At 46.4% G+C, this 15,795-nt stretch carries 13 protein-coding genes; 2 read left to right on the top strand and 11 right to left on the bottom strand.

The annotated features are described in order from the left end of the window. Window positions 1-8: 8 nt before the first annotated feature. From BN6539_RS17615 to BN6539_RS17605, 3 genes are all read right to left on the bottom strand, one after another. On the bottom strand, window positions 9-893 hold the full coding sequence (locus BN6539_RS17615; protein ID WP_067541410.1) for an ABC transporter permease: 885 nt from the start codon (window positions 891-893) through the stop codon (window positions 9-11). Window positions 894-902: 9 nt separating this feature from the next. Further along, window positions 903-1,832, bottom strand: coding sequence for an ABC transporter permease (locus BN6539_RS17610; RefSeq protein WP_067541408.1), 930 nt, complete (start codon window positions 1,830-1,832; stop codon window positions 903-905). 78 nt (window positions 1,833-1,910) lie between these two features. Then, window positions 1,911-3,428, bottom strand: a complete 1,518-nt coding sequence (locus BN6539_RS17605) for an ABC transporter substrate-binding protein (protein ID WP_067541406.1) — start codon at window positions 3,426-3,428, stop codon at window positions 1,911-1,913. Between the two features lie 187 nt (window positions 3,429-3,615). Between BN6539_RS17605 and BN6539_RS17600 the strand changes: the two genes are divergently transcribed. Further along, entirely contained in the window at window positions 3,616-4,287 is a 672-nt protein-coding gene (locus BN6539_RS17600; protein WP_067541404.1) for a response regulator transcription factor, read from the top strand. Then, window positions 4,284-6,044, top strand: a complete 1,761-nt coding sequence (locus BN6539_RS17595; RefSeq protein WP_067541402.1) for a sensor histidine kinase — start codon at window positions 4,284-4,286, stop codon at window positions 6,042-6,044. Before BN6539_RS17600 ends, BN6539_RS17595 begins: the two co-directional genes overlap by 4 nt. Before the next feature lie 69 nt (window positions 6,045-6,113). On the opposite strand, the gene ilvA is transcribed toward BN6539_RS17595, so the two are convergent. From ilvA to BN6539_RS17555, 8 genes are all read right to left on the bottom strand, one after another. Then, window positions 6,114-7,325 (bottom strand): threonine ammonia-lyase, encoded by a 1,212-nt coding sequence (gene ilvA / locus BN6539_RS17590; RefSeq protein WP_067541400.1) that lies wholly within the window; start codon window positions 7,323-7,325, stop codon window positions 6,114-6,116. 69 nt (window positions 7,326-7,394) lie between these two features. Then, entirely contained in the window at window positions 7,395-8,399 is a 1,005-nt protein-coding gene (locus BN6539_RS17585) for a M14 family zinc carboxypeptidase (protein ID WP_067541398.1), read from the bottom strand. A 12-nt stretch (window positions 8,400-8,411) separates the two neighbouring features. After that, on the bottom strand, window positions 8,412-8,741 hold the full coding sequence (locus BN6539_RS17580) for a cupin domain-containing protein (RefSeq protein WP_067541396.1): 330 nt from the start codon (window positions 8,739-8,741) through the stop codon (window positions 8,412-8,414). Between the two features lie 474 nt (window positions 8,742-9,215). Then, window positions 9,216-10,316: a YkvI family membrane protein gene (locus tag BN6539_RS17575; protein WP_067541394.1), complete on the bottom strand. Its 1,101-nt coding sequence runs from the start codon at window positions 10,314-10,316 to the stop codon at window positions 9,216-9,218. 26 nt (window positions 10,317-10,342) lie between these two features. Continuing rightward, entirely contained in the window at window positions 10,343-11,956 is a 1,614-nt protein-coding gene (locus tag BN6539_RS17570; RefSeq protein WP_067541392.1) for a M20/M25/M40 family metallo-hydrolase, read from the bottom strand. Between the two features lie 21 nt (window positions 11,957-11,977). Beyond that, window positions 11,978-12,604, bottom strand: a complete 627-nt coding sequence (locus BN6539_RS17565; protein WP_067541390.1) for a corrinoid protein — start codon at window positions 12,602-12,604, stop codon at window positions 11,978-11,980. 13 nt (window positions 12,605-12,617) lie between these two features. Beyond that, window positions 12,618-14,081, bottom strand: coding sequence for a trimethylamine methyltransferase family protein (locus BN6539_RS17560; protein ID WP_067541388.1), 1,464 nt, complete (start codon window positions 14,079-14,081; stop codon window positions 12,618-12,620). A 46-nt stretch (window positions 14,082-14,127) separates the two neighbouring features. Further along, window positions 14,128-15,579, bottom strand: coding sequence for a trimethylamine methyltransferase family protein (locus tag BN6539_RS17555; protein ID WP_067541386.1), 1,452 nt, complete (start codon window positions 15,577-15,579; stop codon window positions 14,128-14,130). Window positions 15,580-15,795 lie beyond the last annotated feature (216 nt).

Genomic DNA, 15,795 nt, shown 5'->3' with positions numbered 1-15,795 from the left:
TTTCATCCTCAATCCTTTAATCTTGGGTCAATGGCATCTCTCAGTCCGTCTCCCAGCAAATTCAGCGATAGGGCCGCCAGTACAATGGCAAGTCCCGGGAAGAAGACCAGGGTCGGCTGGTTCATCATAAAATCTTTGGCATCAGAGAGCATAGCGCCCCATTCCGGCTGCGGAGGCTGTACGCCCATGCCGAGAAAACTGAGTCCTGCGATGGAGAGAATGGTTCCCGCCACATTCATGGTGGCTTCTACAACGATGGGTCCGATCACGTTGGGAAGGATATGAGAAGTGATGATCTGAAAATCATTCATTCCCCCTGCCCGTGCGGCTTCTATGTACTCTTCTCCGATGACGGTGAAGACATAGGATCTGATGATCCGCGTAAATGCTGGTACCGAAGCTATGGTTGCCGCAATGACCAGATTCTGAAGACTGGTTCCCAGAGCTGCAATAATTGCCAGTGTCAGCAAAATTGACGGAATACACATCAGCATATCCGCGATACGCATGATTACACTTTCAATGATCCCTCCGTAATAGGCTGCTGCTGCACCGAGGAAGCCGCCGATTGAAAGGGCGATGACCGTGATTCCCAGTCCCAGCGCCAGAGAGACTCTCGTGCCATATACGATTCTGGCAAATACATCTCTGCCCAGATAGTCGGTTCCGAACCAGTGCTCTGCGCTGGGACCTGCTAATCTATCCTGGCCCCTGCCCAGGGCATCCGTATCGTAATCGACGATAACATCGGCGAAGATGGCTAATAGAAGGAATACGATGAGGATGGCCAGACCGATCATCGCCAGCTTATTTTTCCTCATTCTGTGCCAGATTTCACGAGCCTGGCTTTTTCTTTTTCTCTTTTCTGTTTTCCTAGTCTGTATTGTATTCATGGCGTCCTCCTATTTCACGTATTGGGCTTTCACTCTCGGGTCAATGAATGCATAGAAAAGATCCATCAGCAAGAGAATCAGGCAGAATAAGACAGCGAGAAAAATAACGGATGCCATGACCAGCGGGATATCCTTCATTCTGATTGCATCGACAATCAGAGTGCCCAGTCCCGGAAGACTGAATACTGATTCGATGACAATGGTACCGCCCAGCATGCCTCCAAACTGGATGCCCAGAGAAGTGATCACCGGCAGAAGGGCATTTTTGAGAGCGTGGTGGAAAATAACTCGTTTTTCACTGGCGCCCTTTGCCCTTGCCGTTCTAATATAATCCTGCCGGATGGTCTCCAGCATCATGGTCCGCGTAATGCGCACGATCAGCGCCGATCCGGTAATGCATAGCGTCAAAGTCGGCAGTACGTAATTTTCCCACGATCCTGTGCCACTGGGCGGCAGCCAGCCCAGCTGCAGAGAAAATACCAGCATCAGCATCAGACCCAGCCAGAAGGATGGAATTCCCGCCATAAAGAGGGCTAAGGTGGTGCTGCATCCATCTATGAAGGAATACTGTTTCACCGCTGACAAGATTCCAATGGGAATGCCGACGATGGCCGCAGAAATGACACTGAGGAAGGCGATGATCACGGTCGTCGGAAACCTTGGAAAGATTTCGTCAAAGACCGGTCTCTGTGTATTGTAGGATACGCCAAAATCTCCGTGCAGTGCATCGACAATATAGTCAAAAAAACGGACTAAAAAGGGATTATTAAATCCGAGTTCTTCATTTAGCTGATTAATTGCCTCCGGCGTGGCCGACTGGCCGAGGATCAATTTCCCCGGTGTTCCCGGTGTCAGAGATAAAATCGTATACACGATAAACATGACACCTAATATCGTCGGTATCAAAAGCAATAATCGCTTCCATACATATTTGGTCATTACAGTTCTCCTCTCGAAAAACGAAGGGCCGAAATGATGATTTTCCGCTTCAGCATCATTCCAGCCCTTTTGTTTAGATTAATTCCAGTGCATATCGTAGACAAACTGAACGGATGGCTCCAGCACATCAATTTTTAGATTTTTATTATATGCGTAGATATTTGTTGGAACATATACCGGAATATAGGCGGCATCTTCACCGATCAGATTAAAAACTTCGGCATATAGTCTCAGACGTTCTTTCTGATCCGTGGTAGCTTTTGCCTGGGTAAAGAGCTTGTCTACTTTCGGATTGCTATAACGGGCAGTATTCATACCGTCAATCTGATCTGAAGTGAAGAGGATGGAATAAGAATCCGCGTCCCGCAGAAGACTGATCTGGCACCATGCGATTTCATAATCACCAAAATCGGTTTCATCATAGAACTTGTTCTGTTCTAAGATTTCAATTTCCACCTCCAGGCCGATTTCAGAAAGACACTGCTGCAGCGCTTCTGCCGCATTCTTGCCATCTCCTTCAGGAATTTTAATCGTACCGATTTCCATCGGTGTTTTGATGCCGGCTTTTTTCAGCAGTTCTCTGGCTTTATCCGGGTCATAGGTATAGGTCTGATTGATTTCATCAGAGTAACCGAATACAGAAGGCGGCAGCATGACGGAGGTAATCTTTGACAGACCATTGGTCTCAACTTCAGCGATGTATTCTCTGTCGATGGCATAATTGATCGCCTGTCTTACAATCGGGTCGTTAAACGGCGCGACTTCATTATTGACTGCAAAATAGTAGAGACTGTTTGCACTCCAGTCGGCTACAGTCAGAGCCGGCTCATTCATCACTTCATCATAGGATGCTCTGGCAAAACTTCCAGCGTCCACATCCCCAGTACGTAAATTTACCGTAGCCGTATTGTCATCGGTGATAATCTGGTAATCCACATCTTTGATTCTCGCCGCACCGCGGTAATAGTCGTCGAATCTGGTCAGCTTGACTTCCACCCCGGCTTTATAGGAGACAAATTTGTATGGACCTGTTCCCACCGGATGATCAGCATAGGATTTCCCCGCGTCTTTTACCGTCTTCTCATTGACAATCATGATGATCTGAATTTTTTCCAGGAAAGACGCATCCACGTCAGTCAGGTGAACCGCAACAGTATTATCGTCGACTGCTTCGGCATAATCCACAGAATCAACATAAGCCGAAGTGTACGGAGATTTCTGCGCCCGCTTGATGGAATAAACTACGTCGCTTGCTTTCAACGCTTCCCCATTGTGGAATTTCACACCCTCTGCCAATTTGAAAGTATAGGTCTTTTCGTCATCCGATACCTTATAGCTTTCCGCAAGGCGTGGCTCCACCTCAAATTCCTCGTTCATATGAATCAGGGAATCGTAGATCTGAAACATAACCGTGTTGGCACTGCTCGTAGATGTGCTGACTGGATCAAAAGTCTTCGGGTCCGATTTGAGACTGATCACAACATCTTCTCTTTCAGAGGCTTTTCCACCGCCGTCTCCAGAGGAACTGCCGTTCTTGCATCCGGCAAAGGCTCCTGCCATACACAGGGCCAGCAATAATACAATGATTTTTTTCACAATTTCAACCTCCTAATTAATTATCACAATTTTTCGTTTTTTTATCTTGATCAAATCATAGCATATCGGTTTGTACTTGGTGTGTACCTAGTTTTCTTTTTTATTGCATTTTTATAGGAACTGTTGTAATTTTTGTGGATTTTGGTAAACTGAATTCATAAGGAAACGCTTTGAGAAAGGGAGAAACATGAACACTGTATTAGTCGTTGACGATGAAAAGAAATTCAGAGAATTGATCAGCCTGTACCTGCGCTCAGAAGGACTCAACGTCCTGGAAGCGGCGGACGGAGCTTCCGCCATAGAAATATTTCAATCTAAAAATCCGGACCTGATCGTCCTTGATGTCATGCTGCCGGATCTGAGCGGATTTGATGTCTGCAAGAAAATACGCCAGACATCAGATGTGCCCATTCTATTTCTTTCCGCTTTAGAGGATGAGGGCTATCATATCGTGGGATATCATGCCGGCGCAGACGACTATCTGGTAAAGCCCTTTCAATCTTCCATCTTTGCCTTAAAAGTAAAGCGGATGTTGTCCAGATCCAGCCATGAGCAGTCTGTTCACACATTGCAGTTTTCTGACATTATTCTTAATTTGGACGCCTATACCTGCACCGTACACGAGAAAGCGGTGGAGCTGACCCCAAAAGAATTCGCCCTGCTCCGTGAACTGATGGAAAATATCGGACGCGTTTTGACAAGAGAATACCTTTTAGAAAAGATCTGGGGCATGGACTATGTGGGCGATATCAGGGCCGTAGATACTTTGATCAAGAAAACACGCAAAAAAATAGGCGACAAGGCGCCTTTGATCAAAACCGTGATTTCTGTAGGCTACAAAATGGAGGATTCCCTATGAAAAAATCCATTACGCTGAAAATATTTACTGTCGTGACCGGGTTATTTCTCTTGATTCTGGTGGTACAGTGGATTTTTGTCAGCAGCTTTTTTGATCGTCTTTACATCAAGAATATCAATGCAAACATCTATTCCAGTCTGGACGAAGTGACCGAGGACTTCCACGAGGCTGGTTCCGAGACATACTACAGGCCCTTTGAGGAGTATTCCTTATCGACCGGCTCTCCTGTTTTAGCTCTTCGCGATGACTTCAAGTTTGCCGATACCGGCTTTTTTAATAAACTGACCGCTCTTCGGGTGCAATGTGAGGATAATGGGAAAATTTATACGATTCCCGTCTTCTACCTGACACAGCTGGATGAAGATGTGCTGCCCTCCATTAAACACGGCACCAAAATCCAGGCCAAATTAGTCCGGGTAGGAAGCAGCGACCTCTATGAACCCCTGCTGCTGACTATAGAAGGCGTCCCCTATTCCAACCGCAGCAGCATGCACCAATACACCGTCTCTAACAGGGACGTCAAAATCATTAAATGCAGTGCCGAAGTTCTTTCCTTCAGAGATTACTCTTCTAACCCTTCTACCCAGAATCAACGGGCAGAACTGATCTATGAACATATCAGGGACTGTCTGATTACCAAAAGCAGTCTGGCAGACTTTATGTCCAAGAAAACAGGAAAATCGGAGGAACTGAACGGTTCTTCTTATTATTTTATTTCCACATCTACAGCAAGGGATGGAAATCACTATTATTTTTTGACCTTGCACAACATCATCGTTACCGGCTATGAAAGCGCCTATCTGGGCGATATCTTCAAGGGTTCTTTTGTTGTTCTCGCCGTTATTTTGATGGCTGGCGCTTACATTTTGGCTCGTCAGATTTCCAAACCGATGCAAAATCTCAATTCTGTGACCGACAAGATCGCCCACCTGGATTTCAGTGAAAAAGCCACCTATGAGGGAAAAGATGAAATCGGCCAGCTTTCCCAAAATATCAATACCATGGCCTCCAGCCTGGAAAGCGCACTGCAGGAACTGAAGACGGCTAATCAAAATCTGGAAATCGCCTCTGAAAATGCAAAAAACAATGAAAAAAGGATGAAAAAACTCCTCGGTGACGTTTCCCATGAATTCAAAACCCCTTTGGCTTTGATCGGCGGTTATGCCGATGTCCTCAGGCGCGGCATCAATGAGCAGGAACCAGATTACTATTTAGATATCATCATGGATGAAACGGCCAACCTGACCGATATGGTCAATGAAGCCATTGAACTGACAAGGATACAATCCGGCTATTGGAGCGTCCATATCGGTGAATACTCATCAAAGGATATCGTGGTTGCTGTTTTAGAGCGTTTTTCCCGCCGACTGGAAAATTTGAGATTTGTTGTAGAGACATGGCTCTGTGACGTCATGGTATCAGCAGATGCCCACCGTATTGATCAGGTTCTTTCCAATTTTATCAGCAATGCCATCAAATATGGAGATGCTCGCCGCCTGCTCTATATCCGCATGGAAGTAAACGACAATAACTTGATCATCTCCGTTGAAAACAGCGGCACTATCAGCGAGGACATCATGGAGAAAATATGGAATCGTGATTTCTCCATCGACGAACATACCCAGGCCCGTCTTCCCAGTCAGGGAATCGGCCTGGATATTGTGAAGAGCATATTAGACGCCCATCATAGCCATTATACAGTATCACAAAAGGAAGACATGGTCTGCTTTTCTTTTACATTGTCTGTGATTCAGTAAGTTGCGTAACCCGACATCTAACCACAGCAAAAAAAAACAGCAAGGCTGCCTGCCTTGCTGCAAAAATAATCATATCATGACGCTGATCAGTTTTGGGTCGTAGCCGATCTTTTTGAGGGCTTTGATGATCTTGTCTTTGTGTTCTGTTCCGAAGGACTCCATGGTGATCTTCAGTTCCACCGCCGCATTTCTGTTGGTGCTGACAAACTGATTGTGATCCAGCCTGATGACATTGCCCTGTGCTTCTGCAATGGTGCTTGCCACCCTCACCAGTTCACCTGGTTTATCAGGCAGCAGTACAGAGATAGTAAAGATTCTGTCTCTCTGAATCAGTCCGTGCTGCACGACAGAGGACATGGTGATGATGTCCATATTGCCGCCACTTAAAATGGACACGACTTTCTTGTCCTTCACCTTCAAGTGCTTTAGGGCCGCCACCGTCAGAAGGCCGGAATTCTCAACTACCATCTTGTGATTCTCTACCATGTCCAGGAAGGCAACGATCAGCTCATCGTCATCCACTGTGATAATTTCGTCGATGTTTTTCTGTAAAAACGGGAAGATCTCGATGCCTGGCGTCTTTACGGCAGTACCATCGGCGATGGTGCTGACACCATCCAGGGTTACAGGCTTTCCCGCCTCGAAGGACGCCTGTAAGCAGGCAGCTCCTGCCGGCTCTACAGCGATGATTTTGATCTTCGGGTTGAGCATCTTAGCCAATGTGGAAACACCTGTCGCCAGACCGCCGCCACCCACCGGCACCAGAATGTAGTCTACCAGCGGCAGTTCTTTGACGATTTCCATGGCAATGGTACCCTGGCCTGTCGCGACCACAGGATCATCAAAAGGATGTATAAATGTGTACCCCTTTTCTTCTGCCAGCTTCTGGGCATGGGCTGCGGATTCGTCGTAGACGTCACCGTAAAGCACAACCTCCGCGCCGTAGCTTTTGGTTCTGTTGACCTTCATCAAAGGTGTCGTCGTCGGCATCACGATTGTCGCCTTGCACCCGTAAGCTTTTGCCGCATAAGCCACACCCTGGGCGTGGTTTCCGGCTGAGGCTGTAATCAGCCCCTTGGCTCTCTCCTCGTCAGTCAGAGTGCTGATCTTGTAATAAGCGCCTCTGAGCTTATATGCGCCAGTCTTCTGCATGTTTTCCGGCTTCAAATATACTTTATTTCCAGTCTGTTCACTGAAATAGTCACTATATAGCAAATTCGTCTCTATGGCAACTTTTTTCACCACCTCGGTGGCTTCTTCAAACGCATCTAAAGTTAACATACTTTTCTTCCTTTCCCTATGTAAATCTTGTCTTCTATTTTACCACAAATTTGCGGAAAAGGATAGTCACTAGCGATACATATACGCAGTCTTTTCAAAGGAATCCATGACTTTCTTGTAGATGGGCAGAAGCTGTCTGCTGGACACCGGTACCCCTCCATAGCCTGTCTCGATACAGACGTAAGGAATGCGGTATTCATTGATGACGTAGTGCTCCAGGTCACCGTAGGTAGCTTTGGTGTAGCTCTCGTCGATCAAATAGTAACCTGTCATCTGCCGGAACATCTTTGCCAGGGCATAACTCTTGGATTTGTAGGATTTGTTCTTGTATCCCCAATAGATGACTTGTCCCATGCTGTGATAGTTGAGGCAGGCCTTCATATTGGTCATGGATTTCATCAGATCGCGAACGGCTTTCGTCTCACTCTCCGAAAACCTGGACGGCCCCGGATAGTTTTCGCTGGCAGGCTTCTTCTGTGGGTGTTTTCCGGCATACATCTTGTAATTATGGTTCAGATCCACGCCTCTGGCATTGGACTTCCAATTGCTGTAGCCGCCTCTCCTCGGCATCTTCTGTACTTTTTTGCGGAGCGCTGCATTTCTGATCGCGCCTGGACCCGACTGGCTGATGGCGATACCGTCAGGGTTGACCATCGGTATGATGTAGACAGCGACTTCATCAAAGAGCTGGCGATAGGTTTTCCCCTTATACTTGCCGCCATAGTTTCGGCAGTAGCGTTCCACCATCATCATCACAACCTGGCAGTTGATGTATTCGCGAGCATGCATTCCCGCCGTGACAAATATCTGCTTCTCCGCCTCTGGATTTCCCAGGCAGAGAGCGTAGATGTTTCTGCCGTCGGCGCTCTCTCCCAGAACCTGGCTGGTCAGCCTGTCCGGATACTTGGCCGTCAGCTCTTCAATGTCCTTCTTCATATCTGTATAGCTGTACTTTTTGTCGCTGCGGCTGACGATGTAGGATGTGGAAGCCGAAACCGGCTGTGAGATTGCCGTCATCATCGTTAGGAAAACAATCAAAATCAATGCAATCCTGCCTTTGCTGGTATTGATCATCTTTCGTCCCCCTTACTGCTCCGGCACCACGGCAAAGAAGATCAAATCCTCATCGCTGTCGTTGATTAGGCTGTGTTCATGGCCTTTAGGACAGTAATGGCACAAACCCTCCTCTACCTCTTCATAACCGCCATCATAAAGAACTTTGCCTCTTCCTTTCAGAATATAGATGATTTCACTGCTGGTATCGTGGGTATGCAGGCCGATTGAGGCTCCAGGTTCCAGTCTTCCGTGCATGATCTTGCATGCAGGGTCTGCAAACATCCTGGACCTGGTCTCCTTTTCCCCGCCTCGAAAATGTGGAATGACTGTTTCTTCAATTTGTTTAAAATCAATTATCATCGCAAGTACCTCTTTCTTAATCTCAGATACTATCAGTGTAAATTCATTGACGGATTTTGTCAAATAGAACTATTAATGAAGCTCTTTACGATAAAGTTACGCTTTTTGGACCCTTGCGGCTAATTTCGCGTAACCGGAGCATTTCCTGACAGGAAAATGAGGGGGTATATCTTATCTGGGTAACTAAATTATACCGATTTATCTACCTGCTTTATGTCAGAGCCTCTGGAAAAGTAATCAAATGTAATATTTTTACTAACATTCGCGGAATTTCGTGCAGGTTTTCGGCAGAATGACTCCAATAACTGACAAAGAGTTACGCAGAGTCCTTGAGATACACCTCAAAAAGCATAACCGCATTGTAAAAAGTTCCTTTAGCATACCCCCATACCCTATATGTCCTATTCCTCCCAAAGTTTAAAACTACAAAGGGGCCGCCTATACAGGCAAGCCCCTTTGTAAGAAACAGATACATTATTTCATCACTTTATTTTTCGCCAGTTTCGTTCTGATCTGTGCAAACGCGATCAGGAAGATAAACGGCAATCCCAATGCGCCGTAGACCGTAAACATGTAATTGGTCAGGAAATCAAATGGAATCAGCATAGTTACGATGGTAACAAAGATTCCTGTTCCAATGGAGATCATCATATACCGCTTCGTCTTTTCCTTTGCAAAGGTTGCCACAAAGGTGAACATGCCCGGTACTGCAGAGGAGTAAATTCCAAGGATGATGACGCCGATAAAAAGCACCGTGAGGAATGGCGACATCTGCTGCGCCAGATATAGTGTCGGTACAAGGACCTTTGAAACACCTTCGATATCACATAAGAATGCTGCTACCATGATGAAAACTGCAAACATATAACCTACATTTCCTACAATCATTCCGGTAATGCCTTCTTTTTTCGTATCGATGGTCTTGGCTGTCGTCGTCAGAAATGGTGCCGCCATCAGAGGCGCCCAAGTTGCAAAATACACACCGCCCATGAACCAGTTATCTCCAATACTTAACAAATCCATGTCCTCTGCCGCCAATGCACCGGCTTTCAGCTTCTCCCAATTGCCAATCAGATAGATTCCGCCAGTTAATAACGATACGATAATTAATAACGGCCCTATGGTTCCGATGATGTCAGCTATGCGGTGCAGGCCGAGCATAACCGTCAAAGTTACGATCGTACCCATGATGATGCTTCCTGCAACCATGGGAAATCCCGTCAGCTGATTGATGGTGGCGCCAAAGCCTGAAATCATGACAGATGGTGCAAACAGGGCATAAACCACTGTCAGCGCTGCCACCAGCTTGCCCAGGTATTTTCCGCAGAAGTAATCGAAAACACCCATGGGATTTTCAAACTGCATGGTTTTCCCCAGCGACATGTAGGACGTGGTCACATAAATGTGAATCGCAATACCGATCAGGATTCCGATGAAGCCCTTCATGCCATAGGCGACAAAGTATTGCATCATATCCTGCCCTGTTGCAAATCCGGATCCAATACAGTAGGAAATCCATACTCCGGCAATTTTTATTACATTTTTCAAACTTACTCTTGGTTGATTCGTATCCATTGCGTTTTCCTCCTCCTTATTTAAGGTTAAAACGACTCGATTAATCTTCTCATTACCGCCGGTGTATGAATTTCCAAGTCAGGAAGATAAACCCTCTCTGTAATTGTGTGATAATCTTTGCCCCACGGTCCGCAGATAATGGACGGGAGTGCGATATATTCCGCCTCTTTCAGCGGGATATCGTAAACCTCTTTCGGCGTGACCATGCTCTTTAGGGCCTCCAGGTCCTCAGTCGGATCCACGCATGATATGTAGCTGTTGTCAGAAAGTCCCATGAAATAAGGTACTACCTCAACGGTAATTCCATATTTCTTCAATTCGCCCTGAACAATATTGATGGTGCCCTCTCTGTCAAAATCTTGAAAGGCGTGATTATTTACTGCCGGCACATAAGGCGCCATCAGACCGTAAACAATCATCGGATCTGTAATCTTGGACTGTTGAATTTCCCATTGCACGATATCGAAGCCCGTCGCCAGCTGGGTAAGAGAGTCTCCTCTGTTGACGATTTCGATTTGCCTCTTGACAAAAGCAGCCTTCTCTTCTTCGTAGTTTTCTACATTTGCCTGGTTATACGCCTGCAGGTCTGCCAGAGACATCACACGCACATTGTGATTGGGGTTCGGATGGTTCGGCTCCATAAAGGTGTATGCCTTGTTGTAGATCTCCACCGCTTCTGCTGCCGATTCCCGGCAGATTTGATCAATGGAGTCGAGAATTTTCAACGCGTTATTGGAATTTGTAAATAGAGTATTCAGATACAAATTCGTATAGAGGGGAACCGAAACGTTATAGAACTTTTTATTGTCCTTCATATAAAGCACTGTCGGCGGCACACATTTCTGGCCGTAATCTTCACTACAAAGATCTGTGTTCAATTCAATACGTCTGACGATATTTGCTGCAATCAGCGATCCATTTAGACCCTGCATCAGATTTCCTACATGAACCAGCTTACTTTTAATGACGACGAAAGGAAGTCCTTTGCCGATGGATCCGTCATAATAAGTGTATTTATCCGGGCTGTCTTTGGACGTCGGTTCTCCGTTGACGAGAAGCTTGTAGTCAAAGCCATATTTTTTCTTCAGTTCCGTGAACAATCCGACACTCTGGAAGATTCCTTCCGCTGCAGTTTCTTCGTCATGGATGCCCACATAAAGAAGATTCAGTTCTGGATTGATGTGCTTTGCAGCGACCTCGAACAGCTGGCAGAGCATGACGGCGGTACCACCCTTCATATCAGCTGTCCCTCTTCCGAACAGCCAGTCCTCTGAATGCAGATCCTTCACCACATCAGGATCGCTCCATTCCATGGTCTTCATTCTTTCTTTCAGCTCATCTGGCCTCAATGCAAATTCTTTCAGCGTATCATAGCAATCGATTTCGACGCAGTCAAAGTGACCTGAGAGAACCAGACACCTGTTGGATGTTCCTTTTCGAAGCGCCCAGGGAATGAGACGCCCCATCCGGTCATTCCCGTCGTAAAGTCCGCAGCAATCGGGATGCTCTTCCCAATAGTCCTGTCCTTTGATGACTTCCAGGATATGTTTTGCCATATCTATTTCCAAGGTAGTGTATGTATCACTTTGTACCGAAACCAGATCCAGCAGTAATTCTTTTGGAGTCCATTCTTTACTCATTTTTTTCGCTTCCCTTCCAATTTACGCCATCAATTCGTTGGCCAGGTCTACAGCAGAAGCTGCATCATAGGAGAATTTTGCGCCGATTTTTTCTCCAAAGTCCGCTGTGACAGGTGCTCCTCCGATCATGATCTTCACATCAGCATACTTAGGATCAGCCTTTATTGCCGCAGCTACTTCATCCATCACTGTCATCGTCGTGGTCAGCATGGCGGACATTCCTACACAGTCAGCCTGGGTCTCGTCGAGCGCGCCCAGGAATCTTTCTGGGGTGACATCGATTCCAAGGTCGATCACCTCATACCCTGCGCCTTCCAACATCATGCCCACAATCTTCTTTCCGATGTCATGCAAGTCGCCTTTTACTGTGCCTATGATGATTTTTCCTTTCATTTCTCGGGTTTCGCCAACCATGAGCGGCTTCAGAATATCATTTCCCGCCTGCATGGCATTTGCAGCCATCAATACTTCCGGTACAAACATCTCTCCAGTCTTAAACAGTTTTCCGACCTCGTCCATTCCCGGTACCAGGCCCTGTTCCAAGACATCCAGCGGCTTTGTACCTTCTGCCAACGCCTTTTCTACCAATTCACAAACAACCTCATCATCGCCCTCTAAAACTGCGTTTCCAATCTTTTCTAATAACATTTGTCTCCTCCTTTTAATACTCGATCGCCAACTCTTTCGCTCTGTCTTTGATGATTTCGTCAAAGACTTTGGCAGTACGCTCGTCGATATAACTGTACTCCTCTTCCTCAATGATCGTCTTTACTGCATTGTCCAACTTCTCGTTCAGGCTGAGGCCGCCTTCGCTTTCCCATGCCAGATACTGTTTTCGGTTGAAGAACTTAGGGTAGAATACCTCATTTCTGAAGTTCTTTGCCGTATGCTTCTGTGATACATAGGCGCCGCCGTAGCTCACCTTGTCGATCAGGTCAATGGCGAGGGACTCTTCATCATAGTTGATTCCCTGAACGAATCGCTTTGCAAAACTGATCTGTTCATCCACCAATAGAATCATGGACAGATTTCCGATGGCGCCGACTCCGGTATAGGCATTGTCGTGAACCAGATTTTCTCCAGAAAGTGCCGCGCACATGATGCTGTACATTGCCTCTGTACCGGCCTGAGCGTCAACCTCCAGGGCGTCGGTACAGCCTGATGTCCCATATACAGGCAGATCATAATATTTTGCCAGATCCGCCATTACAGCGTGCACCATGCCCAGTTCCGGTCCGCCGTAAACATTCATGGTGGTCATCATATCCATGGCTCCGAAGATGTAACCGTAAATAAATGGAGCGCCTTTCTTGACTAACTGATGGAGGACTAAGCCGGCTAAGCACTCTGCATTACTGCATACGATGGAGCCGGATAATGTAACGGGAGAGGTTCCCCCCGACACACCGCCTGATGCATAAGTCGTCGGGATCCCATACTCGGCACAGAGCATCAGCTTCTGGATTGCCTCCTCACTGTTCATCAACGGGGAAACCGGCTCATTGTAAAGCATCAATGTCGGATTCCGTCTCAGCTCATCGTAACCGCCTGCCATCTCAGCACACATGTCGATCAAAGCCATTAAATTCCCTTTGTCCGTCGCCGTGCAGAGATTCGGTTTACTGCAGTAGGTTCTCATGGTTTTCAGAGTAATCATGTCGTGAAGATGCTGCGGGATATCCTGGGCCAGCCCCTGGTTTGATACATAAGCAAAATTATCTGCTTTGTCCACCACTTTTGCAATGTTTTCTACGTCTTTCAGCATCGTCGGCCTGACTTCCTTTGTATATGGATCCATATGAGTAGGAAGATCTGTGCCGGTTCCAAAATACACATTGTTTCTTTCCAGGAACAGGCTTCTCTTGCCTTGTGGATTTGCAACGACGATTCTGGATGGTGCAGATTGGATGGCCGCTTTTACCATAGCCGCCGGTATTCTGACCACCTTTTCATCAAAGTCCACATAGGCGCCGCCTTCTGCCAGAATTTTCAGCGCAGTTTCTTCATAAATTTTCACTCCTGTCCGCTCCAGCACCTCTAAGCTTGCATTGTGAAGACGTGTCAGCTGTTCATAAGAACACATCTTAAAATCGTGAGTGAAATTTCCCGTTTGATTTACATACATATTTTCAATCTCCTTTCGTGTGTGAAATCTATTTTTTTATTTGTGGTTAAGTGAAATAATATGATTCGTGTTCTTCTATGATGGCGTCAAATTTTGCCTCTAATTCGTCCGAAATAAAAGTCGGTACATCCCCTTCGATGATTTCTTTTGCTTTGGCCGTCAACTGATCAGGAATATTCGGACAGCCGTCTGCAATCCACGCCACATTTCTTTTGCGGTTGAGAAATTCTGGTAAATAGAATTCCTTTCTGAACTTTCTCGCGGTTTCCTTTGTCTGCAGATAATTGCCGCCGATACCGATTTTCTTAATCAGATCGTAACCGATGCTTTCCTCTGTAATCTCTATATCCTGCGCATAACGCTTCGCAAAAGTCAGTAACTCATTGGCCGCAAGAATCGATTGCAGACAGCCCATTTGGCCGATTCCCATATAGCCGTTGTCATGGACAAAGTTTTGTCTGCCGTAAATGGCGGTCATCATGCTGTAGATCATTTCCGCGCCCATCTGAAAATCGATCTGGTTTGCGTCCGTAGCGCCGGAAATGCCGAAAGTCGGTAACTGATAAAATCTGCCCATTTCACCAACAAAGGAATTCATGAGCCCGTACTCTGGTCCGCCGTACATGCATACTGTGGTTTTCATATCCATGATGGAAGCTTCTATTCCATACATGAATGGCGCCCCCGGCGCTTTCAGCTGGTGAATCACCAGCCCCATCAGACACTCCGCACTGCCCACTGCCAAAGTGCCTGCCAGCGTCACGGGACCGGTAGCACCTGCGGTGATACCTGCCGTATAAGTAACTGGGATGCCGTACTCCGCACAGAGAAGCAATTTTCCCAAAGACTCCTCAGAATGCTGCAAAGGGGAAATCGGTTCCGCGTAGTGCACAAATGTCGGTTTCGCCTTTAATTGTTCATAACCTCCGGCCTGGGCCGCCGCCATATCGATAATGCCCTGCAGACTATAAGGATCTGTAGCCAGAGTGAGGATTGGTTTGCTGCAATACTTGCGCATGGCTTTATAATGGTGTACATCTGCTGTCCTTGGATTTTTATCATTAGCCAGAGCATAGGGAGCCAGCCAGTCTATGGATTTACAATGCTCAGCAATCTTTGCAGCGTTTTCACAGTCCTCCAGCCTGCCTGGCCTGATCTCACCTGAATATAGGTCAATAAATTCCGGCATATCCGTTCCTGTTCCGAAGGTGACCACATTGGGTGCAAGGCAGAACGCCTCTGATCCATCGACGTTATAGATAGAATACTTTGATGGGGCACTTCTCAGCGCCTCATCTACCATACGTTCCGGAACCTTTACTAAATTTCCATCAACTACAGCGCCAGCATCCTGAAGAAGACTTCTGGCCTCCTGATGGAATACATGCATACCTATTTCCGAAAGAATCTTGATTGAGGTTTTATGTATCATCTGTTTTTCCTCGTCACTCCATCTTTCAAACCTGCCTATGGCACTGTCTGCATCAAACTTTATCATAAGTGTGCCTCCTTTGTTATTTTAACTTCCATTTTTTGATTCGACATTTTTTGAATCATCGAATCTTTAAGTTGTGAATATTCTACCACTTTGGCAGTACAAAGTCAACGCGATATCAGATTTGCCGAAATATTTTCACAATTTCACTCTATCTATATTTATGCAGCCTGATAGTCTCTCACCTGCACATAAAATAAGTGCAATTTAAGCCATTTC

Origin of the sequence: Emergencia timonensis (assembly GCF_900086585.1) — a bacterium.
Lineage (GTDB): Bacteria > Bacillota > Clostridia > Peptostreptococcales > Anaerovoracaceae > Senimuribacter > Senimuribacter timonensis.
Note: the sequence above shows the minus strand (reverse complement) of the source record. Positions and strands in the feature narration are given on the sequence as shown.

Coding starts and splice junctions, on each gene's coding strand:
- BN6539_RS17570 (WP_067541392.1), bottom strand. CDS start 11,956: ATGAGTAAAGAATGGACTCCAAAAGAATTACTGCTGGATCTGGTTTCG.
- ilvA (WP_067541400.1), bottom strand. CDS start 7,325: ATGTTAACTTTAGATGCGTTTGAAGAAGCCACCGAGGTGGTGAAAAAA.
- BN6539_RS17610 (WP_067541408.1), bottom strand. CDS start 1,832: ATGACCAAATATGTATGGAAGCGATTATTGCTTTTGATACCGACGATA.
- BN6539_RS17600 (WP_067541404.1), top strand. CDS start 3,616: ATGAACACTGTATTAGTCGTTGACGATGAAAAGAAATTCAGAGAATTG.
- BN6539_RS17615 (WP_067541410.1), bottom strand. CDS start 893: ATGAATACAATACAGACTAGGAAAACAGAAAAGAGAAAAAGAAAAAGC.
- BN6539_RS17580 (WP_067541396.1), bottom strand. CDS start 8,741: ATGATAATTGATTTTAAACAAATTGAAGAAACAGTCATTCCACATTTT.
- BN6539_RS17585 (WP_067541398.1), bottom strand. CDS start 8,399: ATGATCAATACCAGCAAAGGCAGGATTGCATTGATTTTGATTGTTTTC.
- BN6539_RS17560 (WP_067541388.1), bottom strand. CDS start 14,081: ATGTATGTAAATCAAACGGGAAATTTCACTCACGATTTTAAGATGTGT.
- BN6539_RS17595 (WP_067541402.1), top strand. CDS start 4,284: ATGAAAAAATCCATTACGCTGAAAATATTTACTGTCGTGACCGGGTTA.
- BN6539_RS17555 (WP_067541386.1), bottom strand. CDS start 15,579: ATGATAAAGTTTGATGCAGACAGTGCCATAGGCAGGTTTGAAAGATGG.
- BN6539_RS17575 (WP_067541394.1), bottom strand. CDS start 10,316: ATGGATACGAATCAACCAAGAGTAAGTTTGAAAAATGTAATAAAAATT.
- BN6539_RS17565 (WP_067541390.1), bottom strand. CDS start 12,604: ATGTTATTAGAAAAGATTGGAAACGCAGTTTTAGAGGGCGATGATGAG.